This is a genomic window from Bradyrhizobium sp. LCT2, assembly GCF_009931255.1.
Classification (GTDB): Bacteria; Pseudomonadota; Alphaproteobacteria; order Rhizobiales; family Xanthobacteraceae; genus Bradyrhizobium; species Bradyrhizobium diazoefficiens.
Window position 1 is genome coordinate 2371856 of record NZ_CP034432.1, and the last position, 23266, is coordinate 2395121.

The following is a 23266-nucleotide window of genomic DNA, read 5'->3' on the forward strand; positions in this document are numbered from 1 at the left end:
CCTTAAGCCACGAGGGCCGCCAGCCGCGATGCTTTGGACGGCTTCAGTCATGAAGAAGCTCGGGCCAACAAGGATGAGAGTTGCAATCACCTTGATCGTGGCGTGTGCTGGCCGATTGGCCGACGAACAGCTCGGCGATTTCAAACCGAGTGCCGACCACCGCAATCGTAGCAATCGCCGCGATCAGGATTCCGAGCAGCCTGGCGGCAGCACCTGCTCGCCTGATGCCGGATAGATCGTTGCGGCCGAGTGCGTGTCCGACGCGTACACTCACCGCCATGTCGATGCAGAACGGAATCATGAAAAGGGCAGTTGCGACCTGGAAGGCAATCTGATGGGCGGCAACGGCTGTGGTGCTGATCACACCCATCAGAAGCGCCGTCGCAGAAAAAAGGCCCGATTCCATGAAAATGGCAACGGAAACCGGCGTCCCGATCACGATGAGCTGCCGCATCAATGGCCAATCGAACTGCCACAGATATCGGAGCACCTGGTAGTCGCGGAACGGGCGACACCGTGTGACGAACCAAATCCCGGCAAGGAAAGTCGCACTGTTCACAAGGCTGGTCGCAAGGCCGGCTCCGAACAAGTCAAGTTGCGGCAAGCCGAATTGGCCGGTGATCGACAGGTAGGCCAGCGGTGCGTTGGTCGGGATGGCGGCGAGCGTGATCCACAAGGCTGGCGTTGGGCAGTTGACCGCCGACATGAAACTGCGGATGGCCAGGAACCACAATGCCGGCAAGATGCCCCAGGCCAGCCCGAACAGATATTGTTGAGCTAGTCACGCGATGGCTGGCTCGTGGCCGAGCGCAAGCACAATTTGCTGGCCCTGCAGCGGCAAAACCATGATCGGCGCCCACAGAAGGATTGCAGCCCATAGCCCCATGCGCACCGAGCGCTCCGCCGCACCACATGCTTGGGCCGCGAGCGGACCCACCGCCGAGATCACACCGGCTGCGAAGGTCACTCCGACCGACAAGATCATGTCGGCAAGCGCGGCTGCCGCCACTGCCTCGATATGGCCGATCCGCCAGATCCGTCGCGATCGTCGCGATCTGTCCGACCTGCGTGAGCGCGATCGGGGTGGCGAGTGTTGCAGTTGCGGCGAGTTCGTTGGTGAGTTGACGGCCAGCTACCCATTTCGCCAACCGACGAGGCCGCGATGCGGGCGTTTTTTCTGCTGTCTTCCTCATGAACACGCCGCCCCGGATTGCGCGCTTCAGCTATCCTTTGCCCTCGCTGACACGATCTTATCGCTGCGGTCGCGCTCGCATCATCGGCGCTATGGCCTACGATAGCATGTTCTCACACAACAGCGCACCGCTCAAAAATGGTGAGAGCATTCTGGCGGACGTCCGCAAAATCTTCTCTCTATATTGACCGCTGCCATAATGGGCGCTGCTATGGCCATCGTGGTTGCGGCTTTGGCTGTCTCGAAGACGTCGTTTGTTTCAAGCGCGACAACAGCACCGCGTGCAACTACGTGCTGCAGGAAAACCGACATCCTTTCTTCATAAAAACGCTCAACCGGCATTGGCATGCCGGTTGCTTGGAGATGTGATGAAACCACTTGTGACTATGATGCTCATTCAGCATCCGGTCGATGTATTCAGCTGAAACTTGCCCGCTTGATCGATGGCAGAGGTCTCCTGATGCGCTTTCCAAACCGTGCGCCTGCGTCGCGAACTCTGCCATCTTCGGATCGCACTCCGGTTTGCCGGGCAGAACCCGATTGTCTTGTAAGGGCTCGCAACGAATGGTAGTCCTCAATAAGAGCGCCAGCGTAAAGGCGTCCTCAGGACGATCGTTTGCGTCGCTTTTAGCCCATGGCTCAGGGCGGGACATCTGCGACATGCGGAGCTTGAGTTCTTTGAAGCTAAGTGCCGGCCTTGCATCGGTGCTTGCAGATGGTCAATGAGCTGATGCAGAACGATTGGGATCTTGAGAAAATACTCAGGCAACAGGACGAGCTCAAGGTCAAGCTGCTTCGTGCCCAATCGGTTGTCGCCGAATGTAAGGCAGGATTGGCGGATCTGGAGCGGAGGCTTGAGCGTCGAGCGGTCTCATCGTCGATCGATGAGCGCCAGCGCAACTCTGCGGCAAACAATTCAATACGTAACGCACGACCGCCCAAATCGCGAAGCGTCGATAATCTTGTTGACCAGGATGCTGCCGTGGCGTTTTCGAGTCGATCATGGGACCGTTGAAAGCTGCCGCCGCGCACGTGCTCGGGCGTGCTCGATGCTGCTCGCCAGGTGTTAATGAATGGAGCCGTTGGTTGGCTTGCCGGTGCCTAACTCCCAATAGCCGGTCTCACCCGCGTGGCCCTCGTCGTTGTCCTCCTCACGGTCGTAGGTGTTGATCCGTAGCTTAAACTGTTCAAGGGTTTCAGTCGGTCTGATGACCTTGAAACGGAGCCCGTGTGATGGATAGCCGTATTTCCGGTCCCAACCGCGCTCGCCTGGGCTGGGCTCAGCGAAATAGGACAGCGTAACACGCATCTCTATGGGGGTGTCGAGCGGGAGTGCTTCCAACGCCTCTCGGGGCCAAGGCAAGTGGTGATAATTAATATGTTGTCCGTGAACAAGCCTCCAAGCACTTGATTGGGAGTCTGTTTTCCGGTTGCGACGGCATTTGAGATTGCAGGGGATTGAGGCTTCACAGCCCAAAACCCTGCAATTTCGATTTTGGATTTCCCTGCCGCTGCGAACCGTGATTCTGTGCTGCATCGGAGGCACCGATGCGACCAAAGAAGCACAGGACGACAGGCTCGAACGATCTGTTCCGGTCCCGGCTGGACCAGATCATCAACATGCGACACGAGCTGGTTCTGCTCGCCGGCAGGGTCGATTGGAACTGGATCGACGGCGAGATCGCGCCGCTCTACAGCGACAACGGCAGGCCGGGTATCGCGACCCGATTCATGATCGGATTGCTGCTGCTCAAGCACATCTACGGCCTGTCCGATGAGGGGGTGTGCGAGCGCTGGGTCCACGATCCGTACTTCCAGTTCTTCACAGGCGAAGAGTTTTTCCAGCACGTTTTCCCGCATGAGCGCTCAGACCTGAGCCACTGGCGCAAGCGGCTCGGCGACAAGCTGGAGCGGTTGTTGGCCGAGAGCCTTCGGGTGGCGCACGCGAGCGGTGCGTTGCGCAGCCAGGACCTCAAGCGGGTCACGGTCGACACGACCGTCCAACCGAAGGCCATCAGCTTTCCGACCGACGCCAAGCTGCTGCATGCAGCGATCCGCGGGTTGAACCGCCTGGCGAGGAAGCACGGGGTCAGGCTCCGGCAATCCTATGCTCGCGTGGCCAAAAGCGCGGCAATGATGGCGGGCCGCTACGCTCATGCCAAACAATTCAACCGGCATCAGCGACAGCTGCGCCTTCTGCGCAGCCGGCTGGGCCGGATCATCCGCGACATTCGCCGCAAGACCGAGGGCCAGCCCGCACTGGAGGAGGCATTCGCCCTGCCGCTGAGCCGAGCCACCCAGATCCGCTCGCAGCAGCAGCGCCAGCGCGGCTTCAAGCTGTATTCCTTCCATGCTCCGGAGGTCGAGTGCATCGGCAAGGGCAAGGCCGCCGCGCCCTATGAGTTCGGCGTGAAGGCATCCATCGTCACCAACAACCAAAGAGCTCCCGGCGGCTTGTTCGTGCTCCACGCCTGCGCGCTGCCGGACAACCCCTACGACGGTCACACCCTTCGCGACGTCATCGAGCGCACCGAGAGCCTCACCGGCTGCCCGATCGAACGGGCCTATGTCGACAAGGGATATCGCGGCCACGACACACAAAATCCCCGCCGCGTCTTCATCTCGGGCCAGAAGCGCGGCGTCTTCGGCGTCATCAAGCGCGAGCTACGCCGCCGTTCCGCCATCGAGCCCATCATCGGACACATGAAGAACGAAGGTCACCTTGGCCGCTGCTATCTCAAAGGCCGCGCCGGAGATGCCGCTAACGTTCTCCTCTCGGCCGTTGGCCACAACCTCCGCCGTGTCCTGGCTTGGCTCAGAGACCTTTTGTCCCTCTTCCTGCTCTCACTCTGGCCAACGCTCAACTGTCCAGTTCAGCCCAATTCGGCTTATTAACGATCGACTAATATCACTGCTCTTGATCGAGTTGTCTTCCTCGTCGAGGAAGAAAGGCTGGATTGTGTCCTCAGCCCCCAAGGTCAGATTGTTCTGTGCACTATAAAACAGCGTCTCTGGATCTGGAGCACCGTAGCCAAAAGTGCGCAGTAGTCGGGTGGTGAGAGCCGGCTCCACAAATTTGGACAGGACGATAAGTGGAATTTCTGCCTGACAGCGGCGATAATCGCCGTGAACAGGAGAAACCATGAGCAGACGACCGCGCCGGAACCACTCACCGGCCTTCAAGGCGAAGGTGGCGCTGGCCGCCGTCAAGGGCGATCGCACGATAGCCCAGTTGGCGGAGCATTTCGACGTTCATCCCAATCAGATTACGGCCTGGAAATCCCAGCTTGAGGGCGGCGCCTCCGATATTTTCGGACCGGGAGGCGGGACACCGGCCACGCCCGCGGTCGATGTGAAGTCGCTGCACGCCAAGATCGGAGAGCTGACGCTGGAGAACGATTCCTAAGAAACAGCATCGCCGACGTTCGGCTCCAAGGGCTGGAGAACGAAGCCGAATGCCTTGGCACGCCGATGCAAATTGTTGACCACTCGCGTCCGGTAGCGCGTCTCGTAGGACGAGGCCCCGGGATCGACATAGTCCATTCCGTATCGCACAGCATTGTAGAACAGAACTGCGATCTTGCGGGCCGTGGCGGTCACTGCCTTGGCCTTACCGATGCGCGATGAAAGTCGCCTGTAAAAGGCGCCGAGCGCAGTATTGGTGCGTCCGACGGTGACGGCAGCAAGGCGCAGAAGCGCCGCCGCCCGGCCGCCGGATCGGCGCGTTCGGGACGAGAGCCTTTTGCCGCCGGAGACCTTGTTGCTCGGCGCCAGTCCTAGCCAGGAGGTAAAATGCTTTGCACTTGGCCACGAGGAGAGGTCGTCACCGCATTCAGCGATCAGCTTCAGCGAGAGGTAAGGACCGAGGCCGTCGATCGTGGTGATGTCTTTTCCCAGCAACGCGAATAGCGCCTCGCGGACGTCGAAAGCTAGAGCGTTCGCCTGATCGGTTCGATTCCGACGCAGCGAGGCCGGCGGTGCTGGTCCATGACCACGACCGCGATGGTTGCTCAGTTCCTTCAACACGGCTTCGATCCGGGCGTCGCAGGCAGATGCCTTCTCGTGGTAGGTGTCGTAAAGCGCAAGTGCCTGCTCGAGCGCAAACAGATGCTCGGCGCGGTAGCTCCCGGTGAGCGCCTTCGCAATCGTCTCGGCACTGGAGTGGCAACTGTAATGGCGCAAGCACGCCAGCGCCTCGGGATCGCGCTCGCCGGCAAGGATCGCGCGTATGATACGCAGGCCGGTCGCGCCGGTGATGTCGGCGACGACGTGGTGGAGCTGAAGATTCATCTCCGTCAAGGCCTTCTGCATATGCTGGATGTGTGAGGCCGCGTACTCCAGCAGACGCTCGCGCTGACGCACGTAGGCTCGCAGCTCGGCAATCTGCCCTTTGGGCTGAAAGCTGGCCCGCAGCAACCCGAATGAATGGAGCCGCTGCAGCCATTGCGCATCGCTGACATCGGTCTTACGCCCCGGCACGTGCTTGGCATCCCGCGCGTTGACAAGAAACACCGTAAATCCCCGGGCATCGAGAAGCTCGAAAATTGGAATCCAGTAGACGCTGGTCGATTCCATGACGACGGTCTCGACGCCGCATTCCGTAAACCAGTCGACCAGCCGATGCAGATCGGCCGTGAAGGTACCGAAACTGTGGACTGGCTCCGGTGCGCGATCTGCCCTAACGGCCGCCATATGCATGGTGGCGCCAACGTCGATGGCAGCCGCGTTCGGGTGCACCATCGGCATCTTACCGCCGTCCTTCGACTTCGATCTTTTGGGATTCATCTGTAGTTCCTCCTGACTCCGGCGGAAGGGCTGGGCTGCGCAATTCATTCAAATTCCTAAACGGGATCGCCGAGATGGCGTCACCACTCTCAAGTGCGCAACAGCCCATGGACCAGGTTTTTTGACGGGGTCACGTGCCACCAAAATCGTATCGGCCGCTCCCTTCCGGCCGCAGTCTAGCGGTTGCCCGTTTCTATCCCACAGGGGGCGCGCAGCGTCGCGCATAGTTTTTTAGAAGGCGCGCTCACCAAGGCGGGATGGCTGAGCGCAAAGCGATGATCGATTGTGAACACGATCTACCGATCACCAAGCAAGCAGAGATTTTGAAGGTCAGCCGCAGCAGCGTGTACTATCTGCCGCGTCCAGTCTCTTCAGCCGACCTCGAGATCATGCAGCGTCTCGATCGGCTGCATCTGGAGTATCCCTTCGCCGGTTCGCGTATGTTGCGAGGCCTGCTGGCTTTGCAGGGGTGCAAGATCGGCCGCCGGCATGTGAAGACGCTCATGCGGCGGATGGGGATAGAGGCGCTCTATCGCCGCCCGCGCACCACCAAGCCCGAGCCCAGTCACAAGATCTATCCGTATCTGCTGCGCGGCATCGAGATCACGCGGCCGAACCAGGTCTGGGCCATGGACATCACCTACATTCCAATGGCGCACGGCTTCGTTTATCTCGCCGTGGTGCTGGACTGGGCGACACGCCGTGTTCTGTCGTGGCGGCTGTCGATCACGATGGAGGCGGCCTTCTGCGTCGGGACGTTGGAGGATGCTCTCGCTCGTCATGGCAGGCCGGAAATCTTCAACACCGACCAGGGTTCGCAGTTCACGGGCGCGGCGTTCACCAGTCTGCTTGCCAGCTACGGCATCGCCATCAGCATGGATGGCAAGGGGGCATGGCGGGACAACGTGTTCGTCGAACGGCTGTGGCGCAGCGTCAAATACGAGGAGGTCTATCTGCGAGCCTATGAAAACGTCAGCGAGGCCCGTAACTCGATCGGCCGGTATCTCGACTTCTACAATCGCCGTCGCCCACATTCGAGCCTTGACGACCGCACCCCGGATCAAGCCTACTTCGATCTTCCTCCGCTCCGCGCGGCGGCCTAACCCCGGCAGACGCTCCACTTATCGACGCGGAAGTTTTGTTCAGACAACCGGGACCAGTTCAGTGTCCACTGAACCATCCTCGTACTTGGCGCGCTCACGCATGGCGTCCGTCCAACGGGCGCTGCGCGAGCGGGCGCGTTCAATGACCACGATGGTCTGCTACGGCCGTAGGGCAAAGCACGAGACGTGCCGGGCGGTGCTGACCGCGGAAGCCGACCATGCCACATCCGGCATCGCATAGATGATGACGAGGTCCGGAACAGGGCGGGTAACGGCAGTCATCTAAATTCGTGAGACGCCAGGAAGAGGGTATCCGGTGCGAATGCGATCCGGTGCCGGCCGGAGCCTCGTCAGCTTCTCGAAAGCTTTCTCAAATACTCACTGACCCACTGATCCTGGACGAGAGGCTGGCGTGGATTCACGCGCAATTGTAGATGCAAAAAAGCCGAAATCGGGGACCGGTTGGGAGCTCAATCAGTGTGAGCAGGCAGACGTTACGAAGCTGTTGGATTTTCGGACTATCGCAGAACACTTCGTCTTTTTCGCGCACCAGGCAAGGTGCTACTGCGCGATCGCAAGGTCCAGGCGTCTGCTGCTTCGTGTAAATGTCATCTTGCGCGCGCCAGTGACGCGCGCGGCGGCTCGATAAAGCCAGCGCTCAATACCGGAAAAGGGACGCGGCAAGGATCCGCGTGACAAAGCACGAGGAGATCAATGCCAAAGCGTTTTTGTAACTGGGCCCTTTTGTCCCTACTCACCTCCATGGTTGTCTTCCCCGCCGCGAAAGCGCAAGACCGCCGGATTATCACCGAACCTGTTGCACCTTATACGGTGTGCGACCGCCCCGTGCCGTCTGGCAAGCAAGATACGACCATGTTGCAAGATGCTATCGACCAATGCCCCTCCGGGGCCGCCGTGTATTTAGGGCGTGGCGAGTTCCGGTCGGGCCCACTCGAGATGAAATCGGGCGTGACCTTATGGGTCGGACGCGGTGCGACACTGATCGCCATCCCCGAGCCTGCTGCTTACGACAAGGGCCTCGGACAATGTGGTCGCATTGCGGAAATGGGCGACGGTTGCCGGCCATTCATCAGCTTTTCTAAAACGCGCGGCGGCGGCATCTACGGAGAGGGCATCATCGATGGTCAGGGCGGCACAATGATCGGCGGCGGCGCCGAAACCTGGTGGCAACTAGCCCGCCGCGCCCAAGCCCAGGGCGGCAATCAGAACGCCCCACGCTTGATCCAGGTCGATCATGCGCAGGACATCACGTTCTCTGGTGTCACCTTGCGCAACGCTGCCAATTTTCATGTCGCGATGAACCGGGTTGAAGGTGCCACGTTTTGGGGCCTCACGATCGATTCGCCGGCGGATGCCCGCAACACCGATGGCATCGATCTTGGCGCCAGTCAGGATGTGACCATCACCCACAGCTTGATCCGTACGGGTGACGACAACGTCGCAATCAAGGCCGGCGACAATGGCTCAAGCAGCCATATCTCGATCATTGATAATTATTTCGGTTGGGGGCATGGCATGTCGATCGGCAGCGAGGTGAATTCCGGGGCCAGAGACATATTGGTGCGTAATCTGACGCTGGATGGTACGACGTCGGGCCTGCGCATCAAGAGCGATGTTAGTCGAGGCGGTCTGGTCGAGAGCGTGACTTATGAGTACGTGTGCCTGAGGGGCAACCGGTGGCCGCTGGCTTTCGATACAAAATATGATCCGCGCGCTCAAGGCACGAGGATTCCGGTCTATCGGCAAATCGTTCTACGTCATGTGCATGGCGACACTGGTGTGCTGCTGATGCGCGGCGTAGACGGGCGGCATGCCCTGGACGTGACACTCGAAGATGTCCGATTTGCCAATTCCGCGACTTGGCAACTTGAACATGCGAACGTCACCGCAAATCGCTCTGACGTGTGGCCCCCGCTGCCCGGACGAGCTACACAACCGCTGCTGCGCGGATCGGAGGTATGTTCCAGGGCATTCCGCGACGGCAATCGGTAAGCACTACACCCGGCGCCGAACTCAGGTGGTGAGTTCCGCATCTGGGGCCAAGATTACTGGTGTTGACGAAGGTCGGCCTCACGTCCCGAGTTGGTTGCAATTGGACGACGGTTTTGCAGGGCCGGAAATGCCAAGGTGACGCAGGTTCTGGTTTGGCGATGAAAATCTCGTGTCGATGCGCGGCGGCTATCCCGCTGAGAAACGAAGTGTAAAATCACATGCGAATTTTCGTGCCGTCTGCTGCGCTTCTGGCAGGCTGTTACTGCATCCCGGCAGCGTACGCTCAGCCCCTATTGGTGTCGCATGCCGGAAATGCAGACTATCACTCCGTGCAGCAAGCCATCGACGCATTGCCGGCGGAAGGCGGAAATGTCCGGATTGCGCCGGGCATCTATCGCGAGAAGGTCAAAATCTCCAAATCCGGTATTCATATCGAAGGGACTGGCAGGAAGCCCGAGGATACGGTCATTGTGTATGGCGACGGCGCGATTAATGCAGGAGGAACCGCCCGTTCGGCCACGCTGGATGCCGCTGGCGACGACTTCCGGCTCGAGAATCTGACCATCCAGAACGACTACGCCCTCAATCCGGCCAATCCACCCGCGCAGGCGGTAGCGCTGTCCATTACCGGAGACAGGGACGTCGTTGCGCGCGTCCGCCTGCTCGGCGCCCAGGATACGCTGTTTGCCGGCAAGGGGCCGAACGGCCGAATGTCACGACAATACTTCTCGAACTGCTACATCGAAGGGCATGTCGATTTCATATTTGGCAACGCCAAGGCCTGGTTCCGTAAATGTGAGTTGCACGGTATCGCCAATCAAGCGGTCATCTATACCGCTCAGGGCAAGGCAGCGCCGGATGAGGACAGTGGCTATGTTTTTGATCATTGCAGGCTAAGTGCCGACCCTGCCGCGCGCTATATCGCGCTTGGCCGCCCCTGGCGTCCCTACGCCACAGTGGTCTTCCTGTCGACAAAGGTAGATGCGCAGGTGATTGCGGAAGGCTGGCGCGAATGGGTTCCGGGCGAGACCAACAAGTTGAGCACGAGCTATTATGCCGAATATAGATCCTTCGGCGCCGGGGCTAACCCCTCAGGCCGCGAGCCTCACTCCCATCAACTGACACATGGCGAAGCTGCGAGATGGTCGCTGAGAGTGTTCTTCGGGGGCGCCACAGATTGGCTGCCAACAAACCATCTGGATGGAAGACAGAGCAACGTTCACGGTGAAGGGCTTCGACGGCGATCCTCGGAGGAATGACCGAAGGAGAGCCTGATTGTGATGGAAGTCTTGTGCAGCAACCCAACAGCCGCGGGGGTGCGGCGTGGCAGCGCCGGCTCTTGCTGCATGTTCAGATGAGCTCGTTACGGTCTCGATTGCTCGCTGCGAATTCCTGCAGTTCGTTAGCTTTCTAAACTGACAGCCACGGGCCGTCCGGTGCGACGATCTCATTGGTGGGCTGTCCCCACATGCTCCAGCTCGCAGTTCATCTTGTCCGCTTTGGCGCATCGGCATCGGAAAGCTCCACGGACTGTCACGTCAGCGCCGTCGTCATCGGTCGAGAACGGCTGATTTGCTTGTTTCGGCGCCCTGCGCAGATCTCCGAAGAACGAAGTGGGCTGATGCTTCAGGGCTATCGTTGTCCGGCCGGTGATAGTCAGGCTCCTCGTAGCTCAGCAAGCAGCCGTATCCTCAATTAGCCAATACGCGCGTGCAAGTACGGTGGAATCTGACGTTCTTCCATGCCGACTCTGAAGCCGTACAAACGCATGTATCGGCTCTTCCGTCAATTCGCCCGCATCCATGCGGCCCTCGATAGCAGCCGACGAGATCTCCCCATGATCGCCAGATTGGCCATCGTCGCTTGGGGAAAACACCCGCTGCATGAGTCGAGCCATGCCGGTTTCTAGATCGGCGCTCCGCGCACTCGCTGCGCATCACGCGAAGGTTCTCGGCCACCAACCGGCGCACGAGAGGGAAACGCAGCGGGAATTAACAGCCTCCTGCAGCAAAGGCGGCTTCACAGGTTGAGGCCGTGATCATTGAACACCTTGTCTCTTAGAGCGCCCTTGATCTCGCGGGCGATTTCCTTGCGGATCCCGGGTCCTAACTCACGCTTGGCATCGTCAACGAGGTCGGATTCAGCGCCGCTTAGGCCCTTGTTGGCGAGCTCTTGCGTCAGCCGCCTGTCGAACTCCTCACCCATTGCATCGATGAGTTGGTCCTGCATCGTAGCATGGTCTTCAGGTGCAATGCGGCGCACCACATCGTCCCAAGGTTGCCAGTCCGTCGCCAAATAGTCGGCGAATTCCGCCGCCTCCTTGTTCCGCACGGATACTTCCGCAATGTCGACGTCAGCGTCGGTGACGTGGGAGACCTCAAAGAAGCGCATGTCCGGCGCGATGTGCTGCAGGCCCAGCCGCTCGCGCAGCTTGGCCTGATAAGCAAGAAAGACCTCAATGGCGTCGATGTCTTCGGTGTTGTAGAGCGAGCCCAGCGAGAGAGCCTTCTCCCGCGCAATCCCCTCCAGCGCGTCCAGGCGGAACATGACGCGCCCCAGATCGACGAGATCGGGAAGCCGTGCCTTGTTGTCATAGACGCCGTTCTCGACGTCTGCGATAAGGCGTGCGGTTTGCATGCCGTTCCAAGTCAAAGTTCTGCGATCCTCACAGCCGTGGTTGGCGTCCAGGGCCAGTTGAAAGTACTGCGCACGCAATTGCGGGTTTTTTGCCGCCTGTCGCAGATCATTGGCCACCGACTGCCGGAATTCTTCATTGCTAGAGTTGACGGAGTCGAACAGCTTGCCGAGAAAAAGCGCGTACTCCCGGGCGCCCGGCTCTTCTGCACTGCTTTGCCAAGCGGCCAGCACCTCTCGATCGCCCTCCTTTGGATTGCCCCTGAGCCAGTCTGCGACCGTTTCAGTGAGAGCATCGGCCTGTCCATCGTCTGTCCCGGACAGTTCACTTTCGTCCTCGCGCGAAAGGTGGACGGCCGGACCGACATAGCCCTCGGCGCTTAAGACTGTATCCAGGTTCGTCAGCACCTGCTCGGGCAGCGGATTTTCAGTCAGAACTATGCTGGTACCAGCGCCCAGCTGCGTCAGCAGGTCCTCGGGCAGACTGGTCAACTGGTTTTCGCTGACATCGAGAAACTGGAGCGAAGCAGGGAGGGTCGCCGGCAGTCCCGTCAATCGGTTTTCGCTGAGGTCGAGAAACTGGAGCGTGGCAGGAAGGACCTCCGGCAGACTCGTCAACTGATTGTGGCCGGCGTGGAGAAACCGCAGCGAAGCAGGGAGGACCTCGGGCAGATTCGGCAACTGATTGTGGCTGAGGTCGAGAAACTGGAGCGCAGCTGGTAGGGCCCCAGGCAAGCTTCTCAGCCGGTTGGAACTCGCGTCGAGGCCTCTGAGCTCGGTCGGAAGCGCGGGCAGGCCGGTCAGCTGATTGCCCCTAACGTCGAGACGCTGGAGCGAAGCAGGAAGGCTATCGGGCAGAGTGGTAAGCCGATTGAAGGGCACATCGAGCACGACGATACCTGTCGAAAGTCTAGGCAGGCTAGTAAGAGACAGCGACTCGAGATCCACTCTTGTGGCCTCACCCCGAGCATTCAGTCGCCTTACCGCCTCTTCACGATCCTCGAGCGGACCCACCTCCGGTTCTGCAGCCCAATGCTCAAGCACCTCGTTCTCGTCTCCCTCCGCATGGGCTGAATCCGCCGAGTTTGCTGCATAGCTTGTTACGACTCCGTCCCACTGCGCCGTAGCCCCGCTTCCCGGGTCCTCTTGTTCGGAGGACCCGGAAGGGATCACATCGCCGCGCTGAATCTGTTCTGCCTGAAAACGATCCATTGAACCTCCTTACGAGACTGAGCAGGCTCAGTCCACGACGATACGTTGTAGGCCTAAGACACTTAGCTTTCGATAAGCTGACAAGAGCTATCGCCGGAAAAGGGCAACGATGGCATCGAAGCCGGCATATCTGTCGGAGCACTGACTCGATGATGGCTGAGGGCGATTTTTCTTCCGCCTCCACGTTACCGCGGATAACCAAGGCAGGAGCGCCTTAGGCATAGAGCCCAGCGCGGCTGGCGCCTCATCTCAACCGCGGCCAGTGGAGCCTTCGGCCGAGTACGTGGCAACGAAAAGTGGCAGGCGCTCCGAACGCCAAAGCGCTGGCGGTGTCCTATGCCAAGGCAATCCGTGCCAAGCTGGTCTTTGCGAAGCTTGACCGGTTCAACCTCAAACCGGCTTGCTTCGATCACCTCTGGCAACCGAGCGACCTGGGGCTGCAGCGACACTCGTCAACTGATCAAACGTTGGTCAGAGCCTAGATTCCGGCAGGTACCCAATTGACTATCATCGGAACGCGCCACCTCCCCATGCGCCTCGGATTATCTCATCACGACGACCTGCATCGGCGAGAAGTTCATCCTGCCCGCGTTCACCTTCAACTATCGTGTTGTCTGGATGACGAGTCTCCCCACGCGCTGCAGCGACACTCGTCAGCTGATCGACAGGTAGGCCTGCTAAGGGCAGAACGCTGCCACGTTGACAGTCCTCCGGGACTTATCTGGTCAACGAAATGGCAGGAAGCCTCGCAGCAGTATCGATCAGTTTGCCGCGTGTGACCCTGTGCCGGCTCGAGTCGGGCGGGAGCCGCAGCGCACGTGCGCTGGCTCTCGAATGATCATGACAACCCGCCTGCTTCGCGACCTGGAGAAGCGGGGGTATTCTTGTTCTGACGATGGAGAAATTGATGAACACAGGACAGGCACAGTGGAGTGCAGGTTCTTCCTCGGCCGCTTCTGAGGCGGGGGAGCAGGAAAGTTACCTCAGCGGCTTCAGCCGAGCCGTGGCGGATTTGGTCGAAGCCATGACAGGATATCGGACCCCGGCCTCCGCGCGCGCGCAGATCCTGGACAACTGGGTTACCGAAGAGGGGCAGGGCGAAGCCGAGAATCGGCGACAGGGGCGCACACGAATTAGGGGGGCGGACAACACGGGCTCGCACTCGCTGGATTTGTCCTCCCTCTCCCTGACCGCTTTGCCCGCCGCCCTGCCGCCAAGATTGCTGGAACTGCGCGCCAGGCACAACGAGCTAAGCAGCCTGCCCGCTAGCTTCCCACCCGGTCTTCAGCATCTTCTCATTAGCCATAACCGGTTGACCAGTTTGCCGGAAGCTCTTCCGGCGACCCTCTCTCGGCTGGAGGTGGCCGATAACGGCTTGATCAGTCTGCCGGCCAACCTTCCGGCTGGGCTCGAGATCCTGAACGCAAGCGACAACCGACTAACTAGCCTGCCGGACGCGCTCCCGAGCAGGCTCACCTCGCTCGCGGTGAGTGGCAATCAGCTGACCGAGCTCCCCAACTCCCTCCCATCGGGGCTCATTGAACTCGATGTCAGCAGCAATCAATTGGCCAACCTCCCTGCCCCCCTTCCGAGCACGCTCCAATCGCTCAATCTCAGCGGTAACCGGCTGACCAGCCTGCCTGAGGATCTTCTTGAGGGTCTGGTACCGAATCTTAGTTTCAGCTACCCGCATTTGGAGAACCTCGAGTTCGGGGATAACCCGCTGCCGGACGACGTCCTCGCTAATCTGGCGGCGGCTGAAGCGCCACCGCAGCTTGCGCAGCAATCTCTATATGAGGCTGCCGAGCACTGGCTCGCAGACGACCCGGCGACGCTGGCCGAATGGCAGCACTTTGCGGATGAGCCAGGCGCCCAGGACTACGCGCAGTTCCTGGAGAGGCTACGAGGAACCGTGAATTACGGCAATGACGAGTTTCGGCAGAGAGTGGCTGATGATCTGCGGCAGGCGGCGGCCAATCCGAGATTGCGCAAGCAGTTTTTTGCACAGGCTTCCGAGGCCAACCTGAGCTGCGAGGATCGAGTTACCTTGCACTGGAACGGTATGCAGACCGCGCGCCTCAACGCTGACGTCGAGGACGGCGTCTATGACGATCGTCTTGGCGAACTGATCCAGCGCGGCCGTGTTGCGTTCCGCTTGGAGGCGCTTGACGAGATCGCGCGCGACAGGGTCAACTCGCTCCTCAGCGTCTACCCGGACCTAGACGAGATCGAAGTCTACCTGGCCTATCAACATCGGCTGCGCGAGCCGCTCGAGCTGAGTCACCTCGCCCCTAACATGCAATACCTGGCGGTCTCTCGTGTAAGCGAGGATGATGCGACGGAGGCGCTGGACCTGGTCCGGGCGCGGGAAGCGACCCAATTCACCGACTATATGGCAACCCGCTGGCAACCTTGGGAGACGGTGCTGAGGCGCATCGCACCGGACGAACATGCAGCGATGCAGGACCGGCTCGTCGAAGCCATGGGCGAAGAGTTTCAAAGCCGTCTGGATCGGCGACTGGCCGAACATGGTCTGGTAGGCGACGTCGATGCCGAGCGGGTGCTCGGAGCCCAAGTTCGAAACCAAATCGCAGGCGAGATCAAAGGCGAGGTCATGCACCGGCTGCTCGCAGAGCGCGGCCTAGAACAATGAGACTTCTCAAGAGTCCCGCAGGGATATTTTTCATTGCTCTGTGGGGCTGCCTCAAGATCATCCTGAGCGCTCCCAAGCCGTTGACCAGATGTGTCTCGATCAGCCTGCTGTCTTTCTCATTTAGGCGATCAGGCTTGTCGAACAGCGTCAGCGGAATGGTAGCTTTCCCGACATCATGGAGCATCGCCGCGAGCCCAAGTCGCCCCACTGCTTGCTAGCGAAATCAGCGCCGCCGCAGACAACACGTAAGCAGTGCTGAAAAGCGGCCCTCGTGAGCCAATGCGAACACAGGCTTTGAATTTCGCTTTATTTGGCTGCTCGCAACATTGGCGTGAGCGGCGGCGAAGAACCATGTTGTATTTTGCCAATGACCTCGAAGCCGTGGTTTTGGTAAAAGGGAATGTGCTCGGGATTCGAGCTTTCCAGATAGGCGGCAATGCCCTGCTGATCGCATCGTTGAAGAGCGTATTTCATCAGCAATGTACCAAGTCCTTGCCGGACCCAGTTCGGATCGGCCGCGATGAGAGGCAGGTACCAATGCGGCTCGGGCGGATGATGTTCAGCCATTTCCTGCCGCAGGAGCGCCATATCTCCGGTGATCTCTGGGTTCAGGGACTGCGCCATTAGTTCGTCTAACGCGGACTCGTCTTGCTGCACGCCAGGCGGCAGCCACAGGGCTGCGGCGCGGATTCCTCCCGTGACGTATGCTGTGCCGTGCTCGAATGCTGGTCCACCAGAGGCGTCAACGAACCGAGGCATGCTCCGAAGATATTGGCTTGCGTCAGGCCAACTCCACCGCATCAATGGATCGGCGGCAAAGCCGAGCACAATTGTCCAGACGGTGCTTGTTCGAACGTTTGCATTCGCACATTTAATATCCGACTCCGCGGGCATAATGTGGGTTCCAAAATCTCTGTCTACCTGTCAGAGTTACGTGGCACGACAAAAAGAAGACGTGGCCGATCAACAGACTCCTGATATCAACCGGCTGGACTTGGGTTCCGCCCGCTGATGGCTATGTTGCGTAACGGCTCAGAAAAGATCCATAGTCCGACACCGGCTCGCCGTGCTCAGCTTCCGGAGCGCTTTTGTTTTCATTGGAGCAATCGCTGTGCCATACCGAATGTCGAGCCACGGCATCGTCAATTTAACTGACCGCTGAACTGAAGGAGGCGATTCTCAAAGGTTCGAGAGTCGGCGATAGCGCTTGTCATGGAGATGTCGCGCCAAGTCGAAAAGGCTCGCTCGTGCCAAGCACGCGTGAACTATGAAACTGGGCGCCCGTGGGGACCCAAATTCGGCGTGGCGTTCTCCGATCGGATTCGCCAGCGCGCTGCCGCTCGCCGTGACAAATGGCATCTGGACGAGATCGTTATCTCGATCCCGGGCGAACAACATTGGCTCTGGCGCGCTGTTGACCAGAATGGCTTCGTTCCCGACGTCTTGATCCAGCGCCGAAGAGACTCGCGCGGTGCTCAGCGGCTCATGAAGAAGCTCTTGAAATCCGCCGGCACGGTGCCGCATGACGATCACGGACAAGCGTTCGTACGGCGCTGCGGGGGCGAAGATGGCCTTTTACGTTGAACATCGCCAGCACAAAGCTCTCATATAGCGCGACAATCAGGGGTTCTTCCGCATATTTGGTGCAGCTTGAGTAGCTGGGGTTGGATAGGTTGGGCGGTCGTTCTCAGGCAGCCAGAAGGACGCGTCGACGCAATAGCGGGTAGCTCGCCCGACCATACATTAGAGCCGGCTCCACAAATTTGGACAGGACGATAAGTGGAATTTCTGCCTGACAGCGGCGATAATCGCCGTGAACAGGAGAAACCATGAGCAGACGACCGCGCCGGAACCACTCACCGGCCTTCAAGGCGAAGGTGGCGCTGGCCGCCGTCAAGGGCGATCGCACGATAGCCCAGTTGGCGGAGCATTTCGACGTTCATCCCAATCAGATTACGGCCTGGAAATCCCAGCTTGAGGGCGGCGCCTCCGATATTTTCGGACCGGGAGGCGGGACACCGGCCACGCCCGCGGTCGATGTGAAGTCGCTGCACGCCAAGATCGGAGAGCTGACGCTGGAGAACGATTCCTAAGAAACAGCATCGCCGACGTTCGGCTCCAAGGGCTGGAGAACGAAGCCGAATGCCTTGGCACGCCGATGCAAATTGTTGACCACTCGCGTCCGGTAGCGCGTCTCGTAGGACGAGGCCCCGGGATCGACATAGTCCATTCCGTATCGCACAGCATTGTAGAACAGAACTGCGATCTTGCGGGCCGTGGCGGTCACTGCCTTGGCCTTACCGATGCGCGATGAAAGTCGCCTGTAAAAGGCGCCGAGCGCAGTATTGGTGCGTCCGACGGTGACGGCAGCAAGGCGCAGAAGCGCCGCCGCCCGGCCGCCGGATCGGCGCGTTCGGGACGAGAGCCTTTTGCCGCCGGAGACCTTGTTGCTCGGCGCCAGTCCTAGCCAGGAGGTAAAATGCTTTGCACTTGGCCACGAGGAGAGGTCGTCACCGCATTCAGCGATCAGCTTCAGCGAGAGGTAAGGACCGAGGCCGTCGATCGTGGTGATGTCTTTTCCCAGCAACGCGAATAGCGCCTCGCGGACGTCGAAAGCTAGAGCGTTCGCCTGATCGGTTCGATTCCGACGCAGCGAGGCCGGCGGTGCTGGTCCATGACCACGACCGCGATGGTTGCTCAGTTCCTTCAACACGGCTTCGATCCGGGCGTCGCAGGCAGATGCCTTCTCGTGGTAGGTGTCGTAAAGCGCAAGTGCCTGCTCGAGCGCAAACAGATGCTCGGCGCGGTAGCTCCCGGTGAGCGCCTTCGCAATCGTCTCGGCACTGGAGTGGCAACTGTAATGGCGCAAGCACGCCAGCGCCTCGGGATCGCGCTCGCCGGCAAGGATCGCGCGTATGATACGCAGGCCGGTCGCGCCGGTGATGTCGGCGACGACGTGGTGGAGCTGAAGATTCATCTCCGTCAAGGCCTTCTGCATATGCTGGATGTGTGAGGCCGCGTACTCCAGCAGACGCTCGCGCTGACGCACGTAGGCTCGCAGCTCGGCAATCTGCCCTTTGGGCTGAAAGCTGGCCCGCAGCAACCCGAATGAATGGAGCCGCTGCAGCCATTGCGCATCGCTGACATCGGTCTTACGCCCCGGCACGTGCTTGGCATCCCGCGCGTTGACAAGAAACACCGTAAATCCCCGGGCATCGAGAAGCTCGAAAATTGGAATCCAGTAGACGCTGGTCGATTCCATGACGACGGTCTCGACGCCGCATTCCGTAAACCAGTCGACCAGCCGATGCAGATCGGCCGTGAAGGTACCGAAACTGTGGACTGGCTCCGGTGCGCGATCTGCCCTAACGGCCGCCATATGCATGGTGGCGCCAACGTCGATGGCAGCCGCGTTCGGGTGCACCATCGGCATCTTACCGCCGTCCTTCGACTTCGATCTTTTGGGATTCATCTGTAGTTCCTCCTGACTCCGGCGGAAGGGCTGGGCTGCGCAATTCATTCAAATTCCTAAACGGGATCGCCGAGATGGCGTCACCACTCTCAAGTGCGCAACAGCCCATGGACCAGGTTTTTTGACGGGGTCACGTGCCACCAAAATCGTATCGGCCGCTCCCTTCCGGCCGCAGTCTAGCGGTTGCCCGTTTCTATCCCACAGGGGGCGCGCAGCGTCGCGCATAGTTTTTTAGAAGGCGCGCTCACCAAGGCGGGATGGCTGAGCGCAAAGCGATGATCGATTGTGAACACGATCTACCGATCACCAAGCAAGCAGAGATTTTGAAGGTCAGCCGCAGCAGCGTGTACTATCTGCCGCGTCCAGTCTCTTCAGCCGACCTCGAGATCATGCAGCGTCTCGATCGGCTGCATCTGGAGTATCCCTTCGCCGGTTCGCGTATGTTGCGAGGCCTGCTGGCTTTGCAGGGGTGCAAGATCGGCCGCCGGCATGTGAAGACGCTCATGCGGCGGATGGGGATAGAGGCGCTCTATCGCCGCCCGCGCACCACCAAGCCCGAGCCCAGTCACAAGATCTATCCGTATCTGCTGCGCGGCATCGAGATCACGCGGCCGAACCAGGTCTGGGCCATGGACATCACCTACATTCCAATGGCGCACGGCTTCGTTTATCTCGCCGTGGTGCTGGACTGGGCGACACGCCGTGTTCTGTCGTGGCGGCTGTCGATCACGATGGAGGCGGCCTTCTGCGTCGGGACGTTGGAGGATGCTCTCGCTCGTCATGGCAGGCCGGAAATCTTCAACACCGACCAGGGTTCGCAGTTCACGGGCGCGGCGTTCACCAGTCTGCTTGCCAGCTACGGCATCGCCATCAGCATGGATGGCAAGGGGCATGGCGGGACAACGTGTTCGTCGAACGGCTGTGGCGCAGCGTCAAATACGAGGAGGTCTATCTGCGAGCCTATGAAAACGTCAGCGAGGCCCGTAACTCGATCGGCCGGTATCTCGACTTCTACAATCGCCGTCGCCCACATTCGAGCCTTGACGACCGCACCCCGGATCAAGCCTACTTCGATCTTCCTCCGCTCCGCGCGGCGGCCTAACCCCGGCAGACGCTCCACTTATCGACGCGGAAGTTTTGTTCAGACAACCGGGACCAGTTCAATTTGTCGTTTGATGGCTTTGATCCTGCTGATCTGGCCTTCGACCGGACTGGTTGTCCAGGAGGTAGTTATTGCCGCTCGGACCGCATCGATGTCGCGCGCGATGCCGTTGGCAAAGCTCTTGAGCTCGCTGTTGGCTGCTTGTGTGATCCATTCATCGAGCTCGGCGATGTCGCTACCACTGAGAAGGGACACAAACCGCTTCGCTAGCTCCGCCGTCGTGGCGAGTTCCGGAGCTCGCGCAAACAAGTGACCGAGGAACAGCCTGGCGTCAGCATCGATCTGATCCAGATCCCGACTCAAATACCAAGCACAGCGACGACGCGTGGGAGCTTTCCAGGTCGGGTGCGGTTGTGCTGCTCCTCCCGAGTCTGCATGTGCACGCCTGTCAGCGGCCCATCGCGCGACGGTCACTCGACTTCCAGTATAACCCTGTTGCTGAAGCTCGCGCCAAAGCTGCTGGCCCACCTGGCAGCCGGAGGCCCACCGCGCTTCCAGCCATGCCTCAAAGGGCGCGAGAAGATGTGAAGGTATGTGAGGACGCGAATGCTCCGGTTCGCCGCCAGCGGCCAGCCAGCGCTGAACAGTGCGCCTGTCGATACCGAGCAGTTGGGCGATCCCGGATGTCGGGCAACCTTGCTCGCGTAGGCGACAGATTTCATCCCAGCGTTCGCGTCGTGCAGCCTTTCGATCCGCCCGCAACTGTGCAAGGCCGGGCGGCAGCGTGGAACTGCCAGTCTTCGGTCGTTGCACGGACGCCATGATTTGCACGGCGGCGGCTACGTTGTGACGATGGCGGCCGACAGCGTGGCGCAGGGCCTCACCTAAACTGTTGAGCAGGTGCCAACGGTCCGCCACCTGCACCGCGTCGGGCGCGCCGCAGCGTGCGCCATCAGCATAAAGTCCCGCACGGTCGCGGGCTACGACCTTGATGCCCGGCCAGCGCTTCAGCCAGCGCGCAACACTGTCGGCATTACGATCGGGAAGCAGGTCAAGCACGCAATTGCGCTCCAGATCGCAGATGATCGTTCCATATCGCTGGCCACGACGCCAAGCCCAATCGTCGATGCCGACGACGGTCGGGGCAACGAAATCCGGCAAGGGAGCCGAGTGAACCATTCGGAGCAAGGTGTCGCCGCTGACCGGCATGGCCAGTTTGCGCGACAGGCGCGAGCCGGGCTCTCCGCCGACCGCAAAGCCGATCGCCAGTTGGCTCTCGCCGAGACGGGTTGTGCGTCTTGCTTTCGGCCGCACCGTTGCCGGTAGCCGCTCGGTGAATATCTGACGCGGGCATTGCGGATTCGCGCATCGAAACCGTCGCGCGTGAAGCCGGATTTCGACCACCCGACCTTGCCACGGCAGATCGGCCAAGCGTCGCACGTAATGGCTGTGGACGCGACCCGTCTGGCAGCCGCAACAGGGACAGAGCGAGACCGCTGACTTCGGCCGAGCCACGAGCACCACCCTGTCCGTCTGGGGAAGGATCTGGACAATCGAAAGCTCGGGAGAAATCAGCGAGCGGAAGGCATGAAGCAAGGCGAATCACGAGCGTCGACTGCGATTCCAACCTTATGCCCTTATTCGCACCGTCCGTGAATCCCGCACCTTGCACCAAATATGCGGAAGAACCCCTGATTGTCGCCGGAGTCTCACCTTGATCGCCGCCGTGCAGTGGCCGGAGCAGCAAAGGCGATTGATGCACTGGGGCGAGTCATTGGGTCAGGTGCTGGCCAGCTCAGGTGTTTCGAACTTCTTCGCCATGGCGGGCGTCTCCGCCCAGGCGTGACCGGGGATGCGTTTTACGAACTCGCTAAAGACAGTAACGAACGCGGCCCGCTCGGCTTCGGCATCAAAATCCTCGGCGTCATCCGCGGCAAGTAGCGGGCGCACATCTGCCAAAAACGATGGATCTTCCAGCTTCGCCCACATGCGTTCCTCGGCCTCGGCGCGAGAAATGGCTTGGCTGGAAGCACCTAGATATTTGCCAAACAGCTCCACGATGCGTGCTGCGTCCAATCCGTCGAACGACGCAACAGCTTTCGCAAGGTCGACGAGGTCCCGGCCCTTGTCGCGTTGGAGAAGCGCGCGGAGCTTCGTTGCAAGGATTTCCTCCCGGCTGAATGATGCAATGTCCGCCTTGTCATTGAACCAGGGATTCTTAATCTCGAACGGAAACGACTTTGCTCCGTCATAAGCAATGCGCTCTCGTGTGGCTATCTCGACTTTGACGCGGATCGGCTGCGAGGCGTTTTCATCTTCGGGCTCGATGGTGAAAGTGAGTCGAGGCCCTATCTCTCCGAGGTCGCAATGCGCTCGGCCCAATTCATACCCAAAGCAGAGCCCACCACCGGACTTGCCATCCGAGACGCGGCCGCGCAGCCCGCGGCGCGTCTTGTCGGCGAGATCCTTCAGGAAGAGGGCGTTCATCGTGCCCCGGAGACCGACGTGCAGATGCGTCACGTCACCCTCCGACAGCGTAACGATACGCACACTGCCGAAAGCCATACGCCTGAACAGTCCAGCGATATCCTCCCGATCGCGGCTCAGACGATCCATCGCCTCTGCGAGCACGACGACGAATTTGCCGCGCATCGCACGCTGATCAGTTCCTGAATGCCGGGACGCAACAGCGACGCGCCAGAGATTGCGCGATCGGTATAGCTATCGACGACCGTCCAGCCTTGCTTCTCGGCGTGCAGGCGGCACAGCCGCAACTGATCCTCGATTGAAGCGTCTCGCTGATTGTCTGATGAGTGGCGGGCGTAGAGCGCGACCTTCACGAGGCGACCTCCTTACTCCGGAAGGTGGTCCCGCGTCCGGCTATCAGTTTTGGCTCGAACGAAGTTCCGCGCGGCCTGTCGCGCCCGCAGTCGGACCAGATTGACGAGGCGTGGATCGGGTTTTGATGACGCAAGCGTAACCGGTTCGCGGGTCGCGTCGGCGACCACAAGAAGCCGTTCGGCTGTTGTACGTCTCGGTCGCGCCACGATCGCGTCCTTGTCCTAGCGCGGAATCCCCCGCTTCGCGACCATGATGCCCA

14 protein-coding genes and 7 pseudogenes are annotated in these 23266 nt (G+C 60.1%); 10 read left to right on the top strand and 11 right to left on the bottom strand.

Going from position 1 to position 23266, the window contains the following annotated elements; all coding sequences use genetic code 11:
- Nucleotides 1-43: 43 nt before the first annotated feature.
- Both EI171_RS45570 and EI171_RS45575 read right to left on the bottom strand, forming a co-directional pair.
- Entirely contained in the window at nt 44-733 is a 690-nt protein-coding gene (locus tag EI171_RS45570; RefSeq protein WP_246740514.1) for an MATE family efflux transporter, read from the bottom strand.
- 48 nt (nt 734-781) lie between these two features.
- On the bottom strand, nt 782-1009 hold the full coding sequence (locus tag EI171_RS45575; protein WP_246740515.1) for an MATE family efflux transporter: 228 nt from the start codon (nt 1007-1009) through the stop codon (nt 782-784).
- Between the two features lie 898 nt (nt 1010-1907).
- Between EI171_RS45575 and EI171_RS11745 the strand changes: the two genes are divergently transcribed.
- Entirely contained in the window at nt 1908-2207 is a 300-nt protein-coding gene (locus tag EI171_RS11745; protein ID WP_246740516.1) for a hypothetical protein, read from the top strand.
- A 51-nt stretch (nt 2208-2258) separates the two neighbouring features.
- On the opposite strand, the gene EI171_RS11750 is transcribed toward EI171_RS11745, so the two are convergent.
- Nucleotides 2259-2534, bottom strand: coding sequence for a hypothetical protein (locus EI171_RS11750; protein WP_161533408.1), 276 nt, complete (start codon nt 2532-2534; stop codon nt 2259-2261).
- Nucleotides 2535-2740: 206 nt separating this feature from the next.
- On the opposite strand from EI171_RS11750, the gene EI171_RS11755 reads away from it, so the two are divergent.
- Both EI171_RS11755 and EI171_RS11760 read left to right on the top strand, forming a co-directional pair.
- The gene (locus EI171_RS11755; RefSeq protein WP_161533409.1) at nt 2741-4087 is read left to right on the top strand and encodes an IS5 family transposase; all 1347 of its coding nucleotides are present in this window, start codon (nt 2741-2743) and stop codon (nt 4085-4087) included.
- 247 nt (nt 4088-4334) lie between these two features.
- Nucleotides 4335-4592, top strand: a pseudogene (locus EI171_RS11760) (transposase); the annotation flags it as partial.
- Between the two features lie 2 nt (nt 4593-4594).
- Here EI171_RS11760 and EI171_RS11765 read toward each other — a convergent pair.
- Nucleotides 4595-5977, bottom strand: a complete 1383-nt coding sequence (locus tag EI171_RS11765; RefSeq protein WP_161533276.1) for an IS110 family transposase — start codon at nt 5975-5977, stop codon at nt 4595-4597.
- A 227-nt stretch (nt 5978-6204) separates the two neighbouring features.
- On the opposite strand from EI171_RS11765, the pseudogene EI171_RS11770 reads away from it, so the two are divergent.
- The 3 genes and pseudogenes from EI171_RS11770 to EI171_RS11780 all read left to right on the top strand — a co-directional run.
- Nucleotides 6205-7080, top strand: a pseudogene (locus EI171_RS11770) (IS3 family transposase); the annotation flags it as partial.
- A gap of 714 nt (nt 7081-7794) precedes the next feature.
- The gene (locus tag EI171_RS11775; RefSeq protein ID WP_161533410.1) at nt 7795-9093 is read left to right on the top strand and encodes a glycoside hydrolase family 28 protein; all 1299 of its coding nucleotides are present in this window, start codon (nt 7795-7797) and stop codon (nt 9091-9093) included.
- Nucleotides 9094-9311: 218 nt separating this feature from the next.
- On the top strand, nt 9312-10352 hold the full coding sequence (locus EI171_RS11780; RefSeq protein WP_161533411.1) for a pectinesterase family protein: 1041 nt from the start codon (nt 9312-9314) through the stop codon (nt 10350-10352).
- A 760-nt stretch (nt 10353-11112) separates the two neighbouring features.
- Here the strand turns inward: EI171_RS11780 and EI171_RS11785 are convergent.
- Nucleotides 11113-12939 carry an NEL-type E3 ubiquitin ligase domain-containing protein gene (locus EI171_RS11785; RefSeq protein WP_161533412.1) on the bottom strand — a complete coding sequence of 609 codons (1827 nt, stop codon included), beginning with the start codon at nt 12937-12939 and terminating at the stop codon, nt 11113-11115.
- Between the two features lie 907 nt (nt 12940-13846).
- Between EI171_RS11785 and nopM the strand changes: the two genes are divergently transcribed.
- Nucleotides 13847-15592: a T3SS effector NEL-type E3 ubiquitin ligase NopM gene (gene nopM, locus EI171_RS11790; protein ID WP_202633132.1), complete on the top strand. Its 1746-nt coding sequence runs from the start codon at nt 13847-13849 to the stop codon at nt 15590-15592.
- A gap of 306 nt (nt 15593-15898) precedes the next feature.
- Here nopM and EI171_RS11795 read toward each other — a convergent pair whose 3' ends face one another.
- Together EI171_RS11795 and EI171_RS46705 are read right to left on the bottom strand one after the other, a co-directional pair.
- Nucleotides 15899-16486 (bottom strand): N-acetyltransferase, encoded by a 588-nt coding sequence (locus EI171_RS11795; protein WP_202633133.1) that lies wholly within the window; start codon nt 16484-16486, stop codon nt 15899-15901.
- 253 nt (nt 16487-16739) lie between these two features.
- Nucleotides 16740-16857: pseudogene (locus EI171_RS46705) on the bottom strand (IS6 family transposase); the annotation flags it as partial.
- Here EI171_RS46705 and EI171_RS11800 point away from each other — a divergent pair.
- Both EI171_RS11800 and EI171_RS11805 read left to right on the top strand, forming a co-directional pair.
- A pseudogene (locus EI171_RS11800) lies at nt 16853-17198 on the top strand (DDE-type integrase/transposase/recombinase); the annotation flags it as partial. The pseudogenes EI171_RS46705 and EI171_RS11800 sit on opposite strands and share 5 nt — an antisense overlap.
- 223 nt (nt 17199-17421) lie before the next feature.
- Nucleotides 17422-17679, top strand: a pseudogene (locus EI171_RS11805) (transposase); the annotation flags it as partial.
- 2 nt (nt 17680-17681) lie between these two features.
- On the opposite strand, the gene EI171_RS11810 reads toward EI171_RS11805, so the two are convergent.
- Nucleotides 17682-19064: an IS110 family transposase gene (locus tag EI171_RS11810; RefSeq protein ID WP_161533276.1), complete on the bottom strand. Its 1383-nt coding sequence runs from the start codon at nt 19062-19064 to the stop codon at nt 17682-17684.
- 227 nt (nt 19065-19291) lie between these two features.
- Between EI171_RS11810 and EI171_RS11815 the strand changes: the two are divergent.
- A pseudogene (locus EI171_RS11815) lies at nt 19292-20166 on the top strand (IS3 family transposase); the annotation flags it as partial.
- Nucleotides 20167-20205: 39 nt separating this feature from the next.
- Here EI171_RS11815 and EI171_RS11820 read toward each other — a convergent pair.
- The 3 genes and pseudogenes from EI171_RS11820 to EI171_RS45585 form a co-directional block, all read right to left on the bottom strand.
- The gene (locus tag EI171_RS11820) at nt 20206-21690 is read right to left on the bottom strand and encodes an ISL3 family transposase (protein WP_371740538.1); all 1485 of its coding nucleotides are present in this window, start codon (nt 21688-21690) and stop codon (nt 20206-20208) included.
- 255 nt (nt 21691-21945) lie between these two features.
- Nucleotides 21946-22548 (bottom strand): nucleotidyl transferase AbiEii/AbiGii toxin family protein, encoded by a 603-nt coding sequence (locus EI171_RS45580; RefSeq protein ID WP_246740628.1) that lies wholly within the window; start codon nt 22546-22548, stop codon nt 21946-21948.
- A pseudogene (locus EI171_RS45585) lies at nt 22546-23006 on the bottom strand (recombinase family protein); the annotation flags it as partial. The gene EI171_RS45580 and the pseudogene EI171_RS45585, both read right to left, overlap by 3 nt.
- Nucleotides 23007-23266 lie beyond the last annotated feature (260 nt).

Coding starts and splice junctions, on each gene's coding strand:
- EI171_RS11745 (WP_246740516.1), top strand. CDS start 1,908: ATGGTCAATGAGCTGATGCAGAACGATTGGGATCTTGAGAAAATACTC.
- EI171_RS11755 (WP_161533409.1), top strand. CDS start 2,741: ATGCGACCAAAGAAGCACAGGACGACAGGCTCGAACGATCTGTTCCGG.
- EI171_RS11765 (WP_161533276.1), bottom strand. CDS start 5,977: ATGAATCCCAAAAGATCGAAGTCGAAGGACGGCGGTAAGATGCCGATG.
- EI171_RS11775 (WP_161533410.1), top strand. CDS start 7,795: ATGCCAAAGCGTTTTTGTAACTGGGCCCTTTTGTCCCTACTCACCTCC.
- EI171_RS11780 (WP_161533411.1), top strand. CDS start 9,312: ATGCGAATTTTCGTGCCGTCTGCTGCGCTTCTGGCAGGCTGTTACTGC.
- EI171_RS11785 (WP_161533412.1), bottom strand. CDS start 12,939: ATGGATCGTTTTCAGGCAGAACAGATTCAGCGCGGCGATGTGATCCCT.
- nopM (WP_202633132.1), top strand. CDS start 13,847: ATGAACACAGGACAGGCACAGTGGAGTGCAGGTTCTTCCTCGGCCGCT.
- EI171_RS11795 (WP_202633133.1), bottom strand. CDS start 16,486: ATGCCCGCGGAGTCGGATATTAAATGTGCGAATGCAAACGTTCGAACA.
- EI171_RS11810 (WP_161533276.1), bottom strand. CDS start 19,064: ATGAATCCCAAAAGATCGAAGTCGAAGGACGGCGGTAAGATGCCGATG.